This is a genomic window from Microbacterium sp. CFBP 8801, assembly GCF_014839455.1.
Classification (GTDB): domain Bacteria; phylum Actinomycetota; class Actinomycetes; order Actinomycetales; family Microbacteriaceae; genus Microbacterium.
On the sequence record NZ_JACYNU010000006.1, the window covers coordinates 1 to 13,459 of the forward strand.

The 13,459-nt window shown below is 71.3% G+C and carries 13 protein-coding genes and 1 tRNA gene; 9 read left to right on the plus strand and 5 right to left on the minus strand.

Going from position 1 to position 13,459, the window contains the following annotated elements:
* The 3 genes from IFR11_RS08760 to IFR11_RS08770 form a co-directional block, all read left to right on the plus strand.
* A partial coding sequence (locus IFR11_RS08760) for an FBP domain-containing protein (protein WP_342030273.1) occupies positions 1 to 568 on the plus strand: 568 nt, incomplete at its 5' end.
* Positions 565 to 1,446 (plus strand): PfkB family carbohydrate kinase, encoded by an 882-nt coding sequence (locus tag IFR11_RS08765; protein WP_191915901.1) that lies wholly within the window; start codon positions 565 to 567, stop codon positions 1,444 to 1,446. The genes IFR11_RS08760 and IFR11_RS08765, both read left to right, overlap by 4 nt.
* 88 nt (positions 1,447 to 1,534) lie before the next feature.
* Positions 1,535 to 1,616 (plus strand) — tRNA-Tyr (locus tag IFR11_RS08770).
* A gap of 133 nt (positions 1,617 to 1,749) precedes the next feature.
* Here IFR11_RS08770 and IFR11_RS08775 read toward each other — a convergent pair.
* The 3 genes from IFR11_RS08775 to IFR11_RS08785 all read right to left on the minus strand — a co-directional run bounded on the left by IFR11_RS08775 (position 1,750) and on the right by IFR11_RS08785 (position 3,424).
* Complete coding sequence (locus IFR11_RS08775) at positions 1,750 to 2,502, minus strand: ABC transporter permease (RefSeq protein ID WP_191915902.1); 753 nt, start codon at positions 2,500 to 2,502, stop codon at positions 1,750 to 1,752.
* A 134-nt stretch (positions 2,503 to 2,636) separates the two neighbouring features.
* Complete coding sequence (locus tag IFR11_RS08780; protein ID WP_191915903.1) at positions 2,637 to 2,987, minus strand: hypothetical protein; 351 nt, start codon at positions 2,985 to 2,987, stop codon at positions 2,637 to 2,639.
* Between the two features lie 77 nt (positions 2,988 to 3,064).
* Complete coding sequence (locus IFR11_RS08785) at positions 3,065 to 3,424, minus strand: DUF7882 family protein (protein ID WP_055839018.1); 360 nt, start codon at positions 3,422 to 3,424, stop codon at positions 3,065 to 3,067.
* A 191-nt stretch (positions 3,425 to 3,615) separates the two neighbouring features.
* On the opposite strand from IFR11_RS08785, the gene IFR11_RS08790 reads away from it, so the two are divergent.
* Positions 3,616 to 4,002 (plus strand): MarR family transcriptional regulator, encoded by a 387-nt coding sequence (locus IFR11_RS08790; protein ID WP_181015930.1) that lies wholly within the window; start codon positions 3,616 to 3,618, stop codon positions 4,000 to 4,002.
* On the opposite strand, the gene aztA is transcribed toward IFR11_RS08790, so the two are convergent.
* On the minus strand, positions 3,995 to 4,681 hold the full coding sequence (aztA, locus tag IFR11_RS08795; protein WP_244630683.1) for a zinc ABC transporter ATP-binding protein AztA: 687 nt from the start codon (positions 4,679 to 4,681) through the stop codon (positions 3,995 to 3,997). The two genes, IFR11_RS08790 and aztA, sit on opposite strands and share 8 nt — an antisense overlap.
* A gap of 46 nt (positions 4,682 to 4,727) precedes the next feature.
* Between aztA and aztB the strand changes: the two genes are divergently transcribed.
* The 4 genes from aztB to aztD are packed head-to-tail and all read left to right on the plus strand — an operon-like array spanning position 4,728 to position 8,985.
* Positions 4,728 to 5,582 (plus strand): zinc ABC transporter permease AztB, encoded by an 855-nt coding sequence (gene aztB / locus IFR11_RS08800; RefSeq protein WP_191915904.1) that lies wholly within the window; start codon positions 4,728 to 4,730, stop codon positions 5,580 to 5,582.
* Positions 5,583 to 5,595: 13 nt separating this feature from the next.
* The gene (locus tag IFR11_RS08805) at positions 5,596 to 6,810 is read left to right on the plus strand and encodes an ABC transporter (RefSeq protein ID WP_191915905.1); all 1,215 of its coding nucleotides are present in this window, start codon (positions 5,596 to 5,598) and stop codon (positions 6,808 to 6,810) included.
* A gap of 1 nt (position 6,811) precedes the next feature.
* Complete coding sequence (aztC, locus tag IFR11_RS08810; RefSeq protein WP_191915906.1) at positions 6,812 to 7,720, plus strand: zinc ABC transporter substrate-binding protein AztC; 909 nt, start codon at positions 6,812 to 6,814, stop codon at positions 7,718 to 7,720.
* 32 nt (positions 7,721 to 7,752) lie between these two features.
* On the plus strand, positions 7,753 to 8,985 hold the full coding sequence (gene aztD, locus IFR11_RS08815) for a zinc metallochaperone AztD (RefSeq protein ID WP_191915907.1): 1,233 nt from the start codon (positions 7,753 to 7,755) through the stop codon (positions 8,983 to 8,985).
* Positions 8,986 to 8,988: 3 nt separating this feature from the next.
* Here aztD and IFR11_RS08820 read toward each other — a convergent pair whose 3' ends face one another.
* Positions 8,989 to 9,876, minus strand: coding sequence for a LysR family transcriptional regulator (locus tag IFR11_RS08820; RefSeq protein ID WP_191915908.1), 888 nt, complete (start codon positions 9,874 to 9,876; stop codon positions 8,989 to 8,991).
* A gap of 99 nt (positions 9,877 to 9,975) precedes the next feature.
* Between IFR11_RS08820 and IFR11_RS08825 the strand changes: the two genes are divergently transcribed.
* Positions 9,976 to 13,434, plus strand: a complete 3,459-nt coding sequence (locus IFR11_RS08825) for a bifunctional proline dehydrogenase/L-glutamate gamma-semialdehyde dehydrogenase (RefSeq protein WP_191915909.1) — start codon at positions 9,976 to 9,978, stop codon at positions 13,432 to 13,434.
* The last annotated feature ends 25 nt before the right edge of the window (positions 13,435 to 13,459 follow it).

Consider the following 13,459-nt stretch of genomic DNA (forward strand, 5'->3'; position numbering starts at 1 on the left):
CCCCGATCCACACCCCCTCGACATCGCCCGCCCCGTCTCGGTATGCGCGCTCGTAGACTCGGATGCCATGCGAGCACTCACCGAGAACGAGCTCCGCGCCGCGTTCGTCAACGCCACGCCGGACGAGGTGCGCGTTCTGGCGCTTCCTCACGACTTCGTGCTGACCGACTGGGATCATCTCGACTTCCTCGCCTGGCGTGATCCGAGCACGCGGGGCCGCGGATACCTCGTGATCGAGCGCGACGCGGAGCCGATCGGAGTGCTGCTGCGCGCCGCCGACGGGCAGTCGCGCGCCCGGTCGTCGATGTGCAACCTCTGCCACACGATGCAGCCCGGAGATCAGGTGACGTTGTTCACCGCACGCAAGGCCGGCGCGGCCGGTGAGCACGGCGACACGGTGGGCACCTACATGTGCGCCGACTTGTCGTGCCACGAGACCGTGCGCCTGGCGGCTCCCCTCGCCCCGAGCGAGATCCGCGCGAGCGTCGACCGCAAGATCGACGGCACGCGGCGCCGCACCGAGGAGTTTGTCGCGCGCGTGCTCGAGACCGCCGAGGTGACGCGATGAGCGGGCGGGTCGTCGTCATCGGCGACGCCCTCATCGACGAGCTGCGCGACGAGACGGGGGTGCGCGAGTTCGTCGGCGGCGCGGGCCTCAACGTCGCGGTGGGGCTCTCGCGCCTGGGCGTTCCGGCATCGCTCATCGCGATGGTGGGCGACGATGCGGCGGGCGAGCAGATCCGCGACTTCCTCGCCGAGCACGGCGTCGAGCTGCTGGCGAGCCCGTCGGAGCACGGCTCGTCGCGCGCGGTGAGCACCCGCTCGCCGGGCGGAGAGCCCGAGTACGTCTTCAACGACGCGACCCAGAACCGGCGGGTGCGCTACGGCGACGCGGAGCGCGCGGCGATCGCCGACGCCCCCATGGTCGTGGTCAGCTGCTTCCCCTTCGACGACGCGGAGCAGACCCGCCTCCTGATGGATGCCACGGCCTCCCCGTCGACGCCCCTGGCCATCGACCCGAACCCGCGCAGCGGCATGCTGCACGACCGCGCCGCGTTCGTGCAGGGCTTCGAGCGGGCGGCATCCGGAGCCCTTCTGGTGAAGGTGGGCGACGACGACGCGCAGCTTCTCTACGGCGGCTCGCTCGATGACCTGCGCGTGCGGCTCGTCGGCCTCGGCGTGGGTGCCGTGCTGGCGACCTACGGCGCGGGCGGCGCCGCGATCGACGCCGCCGGAGCCTCGGTCGCGCGGGGGATCTCGGAGCTTCCCGGCCGCATCATCGACACGATGGGTGGTGGCGACGCTGTGCTGGCGACCACCGTCGCGCTCGTGCGCGACCGCCTTCCGGTCGACGCCGAGGAGTGGGATGCCGTGCTCACCCGCGCCATGGATGTCGCCGCCGCCACCTGCCGCCACGAGGGCGCCCTGCTGCGCACGCCGGAGTGACCCCACCGTGGTTGGAGGCACCCTCTGCGAGATAGTAGAGTGGTTTCTCGCGCCTCTGGTCGACTGAACAAGCCGGGCGGGCGCGCATGGCGAGTTACCCAAGCGGCCAAAGGGATCTGACTGTAAATCAGACTGCATTGCATTCGGGGGTTCGAATCCCTCACTCGCCACAAAACGTCCGTCTCTCGAGACGGACGTTTCCTGTTTCAGGAGAGTGCGTCCGGAGCGCCCCTCAGCTGTCTGCGCTCGCTCACGCAGCGCTCGGCCCCACTCCGGACGCTGAAACGGGTAGAGCGACAGTTGTCACACCGGCGCCCTCGGTGGGCGGTTGAGTGCCCCGCCCGTGAGCCGAATCGCGGTGACCGACGTGATGGCGCCCGCTGCCATGATCGCCGCGAGGACGACCAGCTGAAATCGTCCTGCCTCCGCGGGTGAGAGTCCGCCGAAGATCGCTCCCACGAACGCTCCGGGCAGAACGACCACGCCGGTCGTCTTGACCTGGTCGATCCCGGGGAGGAGGGCGTCGTGTACCGCGCGCCGCCCGAGGTCGCGGGTGGCGCGGCGAGGTGTCGCTCCCAGCGCCAACCAGGCCTCCACTTCGGGCCAGCGGTCAGCGCGCAGCTGCGCGAAGGTGCGACCGGTCACCGAGGCGACGGTCATGGCGTTGCCGATCACCATCGCCCCGACCGCGAGAACGAACCGAGGTGAGTATTCGACGGCGCCGGTGAGGAACACCACGCTTCCGGCCACACCCACCCCGGCGAAGAGGGCAAGCGCTGTCCTCCATGCCTGAGAGGGCGGATCTCCGATGCGACTCGTCGACACCGACACCGCCACCAGGAACATCACGACGAGCGCGACGCCCACCCAGACGGCATCCTGGATGACCCCCGTCAAGATGACGCTGAGAAGGGTGAGCTGCACGGTCGCCCGCACGAGAGCAAAGGCCGGACCGTGCCACCGCGGCACTCCCGAAGCGAGCAGGATGCTTACTGCGATGCCGGCGAGAACCACAATCGCCACCGCCGTGCGCACCAGCACATCGACTGTAGGCATGCCGAAAGAGTACTGGCGGTGCGGAACATCGTCGTCTGCCTGGCCTACGTGCACGGGCGCGACGGGTACCGCGAAGCGTTCGCCGATCTGCGGGCACAGTTCCCAGACTTGTGATGCCGGGAGCTCGGCTCGCGTCAGACCGAGGCGGCGAGCAGGGTCTTGGACTTGCCGTTCAAGAAGTTGACGAGCGCGCCGAGCACGTTCACCTCGTTGCCGAGGTTGACCAGCGCGACGGCGTCCAGCTCGATGGTGGCGTCTCGCGCTTCCATCATCGCCGTCCAGATCCCGTCACCGCCGGTCACGGGCTGCAGGTAGGTCACGGTCTTCGCCTCGCTGAGGTCGACGACGATCAGACCCGAGTCGGGATCGGTTTCGTCATCCTGCTCCAGGAGGCGGATGTCGCTTCCCGTCAGGTAGCCGAGGGCGCGGAATTCCGCGAGCCACTCCTCGAGCAGGTCCTTGTTCAGCAGGCGGCGTACCGGCACGGCTCTCTCCGATTTCTTCGCGCGAGATCGCGCGTCACCACATTATGTCGGGTGCGGAGAGGTTCGGCTTCGTGCGTTCAGGCGGCGCGCATCGATCGCACGGGCGTGCGGGCGGGGGTACGGGTCGCCTTCTCGGCGACCTCCCACTCGCGCACGTCGATGACGAGACCCGATGCGGCGTTGGACTGGTCGGCCAGCGTGCGCAGGTACTCGCCCACCAGCTGCTCGGGCTCGACGGATTCGAACACGAACCGCAGGGGGATCGAAGGCTGCAGCCAGATGGTGGAGCGTCCGGGATCCTGCTCCGTGCCGGTCCAGGTGAACGTGAACGACTCGCCGCGGCGCAGCTTCGTCGAGGCGATGACCTTGATGTAACCCATCAGGCGATCGGGAAGAAAAATGGGGGCGGTGTCGGAACCGTAGTAAAGAGTGGCCATTGCGATCTCCTAGAGTCGGGGTCGGCGGGCTAATCACTAAAGTAGCACGTATTTCACAAACTTAATTAATTAACTGAAATGTTCACGACCTTGAGTAAGGTGGGCCTTAGCAATCGGCCGGATTGCCCCAGGACTGAGGAGGTGCGGCGTTGACGAATCCCTCCGCGTTGACCGCAGCGCTCGATGACTACGTGTCCGCACGTGATGATGCCGTCGCGAAGGCGAGAACCGACCTGTCGGTCAGTGAACTCGAGGCGACGGCTCTGTGCTGCATCGCCGACGAGCCCGGCATCCGCCCCTCGATCCTGCGCTCCCATCTGGGTGTGACCGCAGCCGGCGTCACCACGATGGTCGATCGTCTGATCGGACGAGGCCTCGTGCGCCGCGAGCTCGATGCCGAAGACCGTCGGGTCAACCACATCCACCTGGAGATCGACATGGAGCAGGAGCCCTGGGCGGCGCTCCGGCGTTTCCCCGTCGAGGTGGACGCCGCCGTGCGCGCCGAGTCGCGCGATGTCGTCGAGGTGGCCGCCGAGCTGCTGCGTCGCATTACGGATCGCGTGCGCACCTTCAGCTGAGCGGGCGCCTCGGCGCCGTCATCGCGGACTCTGCGCCGTCGGGCCTCACGCGGCCTCCTTCGAGCCGGATGAGGTGATCGGCGTCGGCGATGAGCCGGTCGTCGTGGCTCACGCACACGACCGTCGCCCCACGGGCGACCTCGTGCGCGATGGCCGCACGGTTGAGTTGCGCGCTCGCCGCGTCGAGTCCGGTGGTCGGTTCGTCGAGCAGCAGGATGTCGGCTTCGCGGGCGAGGCCCTGGGCGAGCAGCGCTCGCTGTCGTTGTCCCCCCGAGAGTGACGAGAACGGATGCCGTGCCAGCGGCGCGATGTCGAGTCGCTGCATCGCGCCGTCGATGGCGGCCCGGTGCGCGGCGGTGAGTCGCCGGAGCGCCCCCGTGCGTCCCCATGCCCCGACCGACACGACGTCACGGACGGTGAGTGGGAGGTGGGGCGAGACGGCTGCGCGCTGGGGCACGAAGGCGCGTGTGCGCTGCGCGACCTCGATCGAGCCGGATGACGGCTGCTGCGAGCCGGCGAGCACCTCGAGCAGCGTCGACTTGCCCGCACCGTTCGGGCCCACGATGACGGTGAGCGCTCCGACGTGCAGGTCGACGTCGACGCCGTCGAGGGCGAGGGTGCCGGAGTAGTCCACGCGCAGGGCGCGTGCGATGACGGCGATGAGGGGCATGGCATCCATTGTAGGAGTTTGAGAATCGTTCTCATTCTCGATACGGTCGGGCATCGTGACCTGGCTCCTCGATCCCTTCTCTCTCGAATTCGTGCAGCGCGCGCTGCTCGGGGGAGTGCTCGTCGCCGTGCTGTGCGGCGTCGCCGGCACGTGGGTGATCGTGCGCGGCATGGCGTTCCTGGGCGAGGCGCTCGCCCACGGCATGCTCCCCGGTGTCGCTCTCGCCACCGTGCTCGGCCTTCCGGTCCTGCTGGGGGCGGCGGCCAGCGCCGTCGTGATGAGCCTCGGCATCGGCGTGCTGCAGCGGCGCGCCCGGCTCTCGTACGACACGAGCATCGGCCTGCTCTTCGTCGGCATGCTCGCCCTCGGCGTCATCGTCATCTCGCACGCCGGGAGCTTCGCCACCGATGCCACGGCGATCCTGTTCGGCGACATCCTCGCCATCGGGGCCGGTGATCTGGTCGTCCTCGCGGTGGCGGCAGGCCTGGGCATCGCGGCGGCCGCGGTCGCCCATCGTGGCCTCGTCGCCCTCGCCATCGACGAGCGGGTCGCCCAGGTGCTCGGCCTCGGCCCGCGCGTCGCGCAGACCGTTCTCGTCGGGCTCGTCACCCTCGCCGTCGTCGCGTCGTACCAGGCCGTCGGCTCGCTGCTGGTGGTGGGCCTGCTCATCGCACCCGCGGTCGCCGCGCGCCAGTGGACCCACCGCATCGCCACGACCATGGCGCTCGCCGCCGTGATCGGGGCGGTCGCCGTCGCCATCGGCCTTCTCATCTCGTGGCACGCCGCGACCGCCGCCGGCGCGACCATCGCCGCCACCGCCATCGCCGCGGCCTGCGTCTCGTGGGCCCTGCGCGCCTGCCGTGACGCCGCGCGCCGCCGCGTGGCATCCCCTGTTCTCGTTCCCGCCTGACCGGAAAGCCCCCATGCCCCACCCCGACTTCCCCCGTCGCCTCGCGCCCCTCAGCGTGGTGCTGCTCCTCTCGCTCGCCGGCTGCGCCGCGCCCGCCGCCGCCCCCGACACCGCACCCTCGACCGACACGCACGGCGAGATCGCGGGTGCCGCCGAACTCGCCGAACCCGCGGTGGGTCTCACCTCGATCGACGGCGACGGCCGCGTCTCGCACCTCGACCTGCTCGACGAGACCACGACCACGCTCGGCACCGTGCGCCCGCCCTCGGCGGTGCACTCGGACGGCCGGTACCTCTTCGCCGCCGACGACACGGGCGTCTCGATCGTCGACAGCGGCGTGTGGACCTGGGACCACGTCGATCACTTCCACTACTACCGCGCCGACGCCCGCCTGCTGGGCGACGTCGAGGGTGAGGGAACCGCTGTCGTGGCGACCTCGAACTCGTCGACCACGGGCGGGACGGGCCTGTTCTTCCCCGGATCGGGTGAGGCGGTGCTGCTCGACACCGAGGCGTTGTCGAGGGGCGAGGTCGTCGAGCGGTTCCGCCTGTCGACGTCTCCCGGTGCCGGCCTCGTCGTGCCCGCCGGATCGCTCGCCGCGGTGGCCGCGGACGACGAGGTGACCCTGCACGACGCCGACGGCGCCGAGGTCGGCGAACCGGCCGCGTGCATCCAACCCGCGGGAACGATCACCACCCGCGTCGGAGCGGTGATCGGATGCCAGGACGGCGCCCTCCTCATCAGCGTCGACGACGACGCACCCGTCGTCGAACGCATCGCCTACCCCGCGGGAACGACCGCGCCGCGGGCGACGGCCTTCGCCAACCGCGAGGGACGCCCGAAGGTCGCCGCGGTCGCCGGGGATGCCGGGGTGTGGATCCTCGACACCCGCGAGCGCACGTGGACGCTGCTGCCCACCCCCGAGCCGGTCGTGCAGGTCACGGCGGTCGACGACAAAGACGCGAACCTCCTCGCCCTCACCCCGGACGGGCGGGTGCTGGTGCTCGATGGCGAGACGGGCGCGCAGCGCGCGGCATCCCCCGCCCTGGTGGGAGCGAGCCTCGCCGCGGGGCAGACCGTCAGCCTGGTCGCCGACCAGCAGCGGGCGTATCTGAACGGCCCCACCGAGAGCCGCATGTGGGAGATCGACTTCGCCGACGCCGCCCGCGTCGCCCGGGAGTTCACGCCCGAGCGCGCGCCGCTGTTCTTCGCCGAGACGGGACGCTGACATGAAGAGAGCTCTGGCCGTCGCCCTGACCGCCGCCCTGCTCGCCCTCACCGGGTGCGCCGGGGGAGCGGCATCCGATCGCCCGCTCGTGGTCGTGACGACGAACATCCTCGGCGACGTCGTGTCGCAGCTGGTCGGCGATGACGTGGAGGTGCTCACCCTGATGCGCCCGGGCGCCGATCCGCACTCGTTCGAGATCTCGGCGGCGGAAGCCGCGCGTCTGCGCTCGGCCGACCTGCTGGTGGCCAACGGCATCGGCCTCGAAGAGGGGCTGCAGCAGCATCTCGACGCGGCCTCCGCCGACGGGGTGACCACTTTCGTCGCCGGCGACGCGGTCACCGTGCTGCCGTACACCTCGACCGATGCGGGTGGTGCCGACGATCCGCACTTCTGGACCGATCCCGCCCAGATGGCCGCGGTCGTCGACGCGCTGACCCCGGTGCTCTCGCGCATCGACGGGATCGACGCCGCCGCGGTCGCCGAGCGTTCGACGGCGTATCGCGCCGAGATCGAGGCCCTGGATGCCGAGATGACGGCCGCGTTCGCCGCGATCCCCGCCGAGCGTCGGGCGCTCGTGACCAACCACCACGTCTTCGGTTACCTCGCCGAGCGCTTCGGGTTCCGCCTGGTGGGGGCCGTGATCCCCGGCGGCACCACGCTGGCGGCGCCCAGCACGAGCGACCTCGCCGACCTGGTGTCGGCGATCGACGAGGCCGGGGTGCCCACGATCTTCGCCGAGTCGTCGTCGCCCGACCGCCTGGTGCGCGCGCTCGCCGACGAGGCCGACCGCCACGTCGAGGTGACCGAGCTGTTCACCGAATCGCTCACCGACGCCGACGGCGGCGCCCCCGACTACCTGACCATGATGCGCGTCAACACGGAGCGCATCGCCACCGGCCTGTCGCCGTGAGCGACCGGCCACCCACCCAGAAAGAGAATCACATGCGCACCTCTTCCCACCGCCGCGGGGACGCCCTCCGTCGTGCGGGCCTGCTCACGCTCGCGGTCGGCGCGACCGTCGCCCTGTCGGCGTGCGCCGGCGGCGCCGGCACCGGTTCGGCTGCCCCCGCCACTAGCTCGGCCCCGTCGTCGACGAGCGACACCGGCACCCGCGTCGCCCTGTCGTACCCCGGCGGCATCGTCGTGCTCGACGGCGAGAGCCTCGAGACGATCGGCGACTTCTCGTCCGAGGAGTTCACGCGGCTCAACTCCGCCGGTGACGGCCGTCACGTCATGGTGACCACGAGCGAGGGCTTCCAGGTGCTCGATGCCGGCACCGCGTCGGAGCAGCCCCGGCTCACCGACCTCGTGTTCCCGGCGTCCAAGCCCGGTCACGTCGTGACGCACGGCGGCAAGACCGTGCTCTACGCCGACGGCACGAGCGACTCGACGATCTTCGACACCGACGCCCTGCTGACCTCGACCGATGCGCTCCCCGCCGTCGAGACCATTCCGGGCGTCGAGGCGCACCACGGGGTGTCGATCATGCTCGAAGACGGGTCGTTCGTCACCACGGTCGGCAACGCGAACGGCCGCACGGGCATCGCCGTGACCGACGCATCGGGTGCGACGATCGCCCAGGATGCGACCTGCCCCGGCGTGCACGGCGAGGGCACCGTGAAAGACGAGGTCGTCGTCTTCGGCTGCGAGAACGGCGCCCTGATCTACGACGACGGCGAGATCACGAAGGTCGACGCCCCCGACCAGCCCTACGGTCGTACGGGCAACCTCTTCGTCAGCGAGACCAGCCCGCTGGTGCTCGGTGACTACAAGGACGACCGCGACGCCGAGGGCTACCTGCTGCAGCGCGTCTCGCTGATCGACACGGCCGCCAAGACGCAGAGCGTCGTCGACATGCCCGCCGGCGCCGAGTACACGTTCCGCGACCTGGCCCGCGGCCCCGAGGATCGGGGCTACATCCTGGCGTCGGACGGCGCGATCCACGTCCTCGACCTCGAGAAGGGGGCCTTCATCGAGGCCTTCCCCGTGATCGACGCGTGGGAGGGGCCGGTCGAGTGGCAGGACGCCCACCCCGCCATCAAGGTGTCGGGCGACATCGCCTACGTCACCGAGCCGGCGAAGAACGCCGTGCACGCGGTCGACCTGACCACCGGTGAGATCACCGCCACCGCGACCCTCGACGTCACGCCCAACGAGATGGCGCTCACGCGCTGAGGATCACCGACCGCCCCGGTCGTACGCCACCTGCAGTGCACCCCGCACCGCGCGTACGCCGGGGCGGTCGGCCGTTCCGCGGCGGACGGCCGTGAACACCTCGCGCCGGGGCTCGCCGGGCAGGCCGACCAGGCGCACGGGCGGATCCTCGCCGGCGAAGACGAGGTCGGGGATCATCCCCACCGCGTGACCGGATGCCACGAGCCGCGCGTGCGCGGTCAGATCGGCCATCTCGAAGCGCACGTCGGGCTCGAATCCCACCGCGCGACACTGCTGGGTCGCCCATTGACGTGCGGCCGTACCCTCGGGCTCCATCACCCAGGCGCGGTCGCGGAGGTCGTCGAGTCGCTCGGCGGGATCAGTGCGCGCCACCGCGAGGCGGATGGCATCCCGTCCCAGCAGGCTCCGCTCGATGCCGTCGCGGTGCTCGCGCGTGTGCCCCGGGTACTGCTCGGCGACGGCGAGGTCGAAGCCCCGGGCGGCCACCTCGAACAGGCCCTCTTCGGGGGCGAGTTCGGCGACCTCGACGCGCAGCTGCGGCTCGTCCTCGGCCAGGGCGTCAAGGGCGCGGGGGAGGAGGCCGTGGGCGGCGGACTGCATGACGGCCACGCGCACGGGCGCGAGCGAGGGGCGCAGGTGTTCGAGCTCGGCGCGGGCTGCTTCGTCGGCGGCGAGCATGCGGGCCGCGTGCGCGGCGAGGGCCGCACCCTGAGCGGTGAGGCGCAGGCGTCGACCGTCGGGTTCGAGCAGGGCGACGCCGGCCTCGCGTTCGAGCAGCGCGAGCTGCTGCGAGATCGTCGACGGACTGTACGACAGGGCCTCGGCGACGGCCGCGAGCGTGCCCCGCAGCGACAGCTCGTGCAGCAGGCGCAGACGGCGGAGATCGAACATGGCATCCCTTCGATGACATCGAACATAACCCATCGTTAATCATCGCTTTTCTCGAATGGACGCGGGTCCCATGCTGATCACATCCGAGGAAGGACCGCCATGTCGCTCACCGATGCCCCCCGCACCACGTCCGGCACCACGCCCCAGAGTCTCGTCTCACCCGCCGAGCTCGCCGACGACGCGATCGCCCTCGTGCGCCGCTGGCTCGCCGAGAGTCGCGACGAGCCCGTCGACGCCGCCGCCCAGCGCCTCGCCGGCGTGCTGCGCGATCCGCACGGGCTCGACTTCACGGTCGGCTTCGTCGACGGGGTCGTGCGCCCCGAAGACCTGAGCGTGGCGGCGCGAAACCTCGCCGCCCTGACCCCGCTGATCCCCGGGTTCCTCCCCCTGCACCTCAAGGCCGCGATCCGGCTCGGCGCGTTGACCGCGCCGATCCTTCCCCGCGTCGTCGTGCCGGCGGCGCGCACGGCGCTCCGCTCGATGGTGCGTCACCTCATCGTCGATGCCAGCGACCGCAAGCTCGGCGACGCCATCACGTCGATCCGCGGCCGGGGCGACGGCATCCGTCTCAACGTGAATCTGCTCGGCGAGGCCATCCTCGGCAAGAAAGAGGCCGCGCGCCGCCTGGCCGGCACGCGCAAGCTCCTCGCCCGCGACGACGTCGACTACGTCTCGATCAAGGTGTCGTCGACCGTCGCCCCGCACACGCCGTGGGCGTTCGACGCCGCCGTCGCCGACGCGGTGGCGGCGCTTCGCCCCCTCTACCGGGTCGCGAAAGAGACCGGCACATTCGTCAACCTCGACATGGAGGAGTTCAAAGACCTCGACCTCACCCTCGCGGTCTTCGAGACCCTGCTCGCCGAGCCCGAGTTCCACGACGTCGAGGCCGGCATCGTGCTGCAGGCGTACCTGCCCGATGCCCTCGCCGCGATGATCCGCCTGCAGGAATGGACCGCCCGGCGCGTGGCATCCGGGGGTGCGACGATCAAGGTGCGCGTCGTGAAGGGCGCGAACCTCCCCATGGAACGCGTCGACGCCGACGTGCACGACTGGCCGCTGGCCACCTGGCCGTCGAAGCAGGCGACGGATGCCTCGTACAAGGCGGTGCTCGACTACGCGCTGCGTCCCGAGCACGCGCAGCACGTGCGCATCGGCGTGGCCGGACACAACCTCTTCGACGTGGCCCTCGCCTGGCTCCTCGCGGAGCGGCGCGGGGTGACCGGTGGGATCGACGTCGAGATGTTGCTCGGCATGGCCACCGCGCAGCAGGCGGTCGTGCGTCGCACGGTCGGCTCGATCCTGCTGTACACGCCCGTCGTGCACCCGCAGGAGTTCGACGTCGCGATCGCCTACCTGATCCGCCGCCTCGAAGAGGGCGCGTCGAGCGAGAACTTCATGTCGGCCGTCTTCGACCTCGACACCCACGCGGCGCTGTTCGATCGCGAGCGCGACCGCTTCCTCGCCTCGCTCGCCGACATGCCCGAGGGCGTACCGGCGTCGAACCGCGTGCAGGACCGCACCGCTCCGGCGCCCGCGGCTCCCGCCACGGGCTTCCACAACACCCCCGACTCCGACCCCGCGATCGAGGCCAACCGCGGCTGGGGCGCCGGGATCATCGCGCGGATGCAGGACTCGACCCTGGGCAGCGACACGATCGCCGCGCAGACCGTCACCGACGCCGACGCCCTCGACGCCCTGATCCGCGAGGCCGCGGCCGCCGCCACCGCATGGCGCGAGCTCGGCGCGGGGGCGCGCGCCGCGATCCTGCACCGGGCGGGCGACGCGCTCGAGAAGCGTCGCGCCGACCTGCTCGAGGTCATGGGCGTCGAGTGCGGCAAGGTGTTGGAGCAGAGCGACCCCGAGGTGTCGGAGGCCATCGACTTCGCGCACTACTACGCCGAGCAGGCCCGCACCCTCGACGACGTCGACGGAGCCCGCTTCACGCCCGTGGGCGTCACCGTGGTCACCCCTCCGTGGAACTTCCCCGTCGCGATCCCCGCGGGATCGACCCTCGCCGCGCTCGCCGCAGGGTCCGCCGTGGTCATCAAACCCGCCGCCCTCGCCCAGCGCTCCGGCGCGGTGATGGTCGAGGCGCTGTGGGAGGCCGGCGTGCCCCGCGAGGTGCTGAAGCTCGTGCAGCTGTCGGAACGCGATCTCGGCACGCAGCTGCTCACGCACCCCGCCGTCGAGCGGGTGGTGCTGACCGGCGCGTACGAGACGGCCGAGCTGTTCCGCTCGTTCCGTCCCGACCTTGCGCTCCTCGCCGAGACGAGCGGCAAGAACGCCGTGATCGTGACGCCCAGCGCCGACCTCGACCTCGCCGCGAAAGACGTCGCGATGTCGGCCTTCGGCCACGCGGGGCAGAAGTGCTCGGCGGCCTCGCTCGTCGTGCTCGTCGGCTCGGTCGCGCGCTCGCGGCGCTTCCGCGACCAGCTCGTCGACGCGGTGACCTCGCTCGAGGTCGGGATGCCGTGGGATGAGGCCTCGCGCGTGGGACCGCTCATCGAGCCGGCCAACGGCAAGCTCCTGCGGGCGCTCACCACGCTCGAGCCCGGCCAGCGCTGGGTCGTCGAACCGCAGCGTCTCGACGACGAGGGGTCGCTGTGGCGCCCCGGCATTCGCGAGGGCGTGCAGGCGGGCAGCGAGTTCCACCGCACCGAGTACTTCGGACCGGTGCTGGGCATCATGACCGCCGAGACCCTCGACGAGGCCATCGAGATCGTCAACGCCATCGAGTACGGGCTCACCTCGGGCCTGCACGCGCTGGACGAGGCCGAGATCCAGCGGTGGCTCTCGCGCATCGAGGCCGGCAACGTCTACGTCAACCGCGGCACCACCGGCGCGATCGTGCAGCGCCAGCCGTTCGGCGGATGGAAGAAGTCGGCCGTCGGCGCGGGCACCAAGGCCGGTGGGCCGTCGTACCTGTTCGGATTCGGTTCGTGGGCGGATGCCGAGACCTCGGCGCCCCGCTCGGGCGATGCGCTGGCCGCCCCGGCGCTCGCGGCCGTCCCCTCGGTCGACCGCGACTGGCTGGCCTCCGCTCTCGCGAGCGACGCCGCCGCCTGGGCCGCGGAGTTCTCACTGGCCCGCGACGTGACCGGCCTGGAGTCGGAGCAGAACGTGCTGCGCTACGGCACGGTGCCGGTCACCGTGCGATTCGATGACGCGACCGAGACGGCGCTCGTCCGCGTCGTCGCCGCCGGTGTGCGCGCCGGCGCCCCGGTGACCGTGAGCACGGCCCGCGCGCTGTCGCCCGCCGTGCGCGCATGGCTCGAGGGCGTGGGAGTGCACGCGAGCGTCGAGGATCCCGCCGAGTGGCAGCGCCGCGCCGCGCGCCTGGCGCGCACCGGTGGGCGGGTGCGCCTGCTCGGCGGCTCGACCGTCGCGATTGCCGACGCCGTGGGCGGCTCGCCCTCGGTCGCGGTCTACGCGGGCGAGGTCACCCGCGCCGGGCGCGTCGAGCTGCTGCCGTTCCTGCGGGAGCAGGCCGTATCGATTACGGCGCACCGCTTCGGAACGCCGCGCCGGTACGTCGTGCCGCCGCTCGTCACGCGCTGAGCGCACGCGGGCCCCGCGGCTGTCG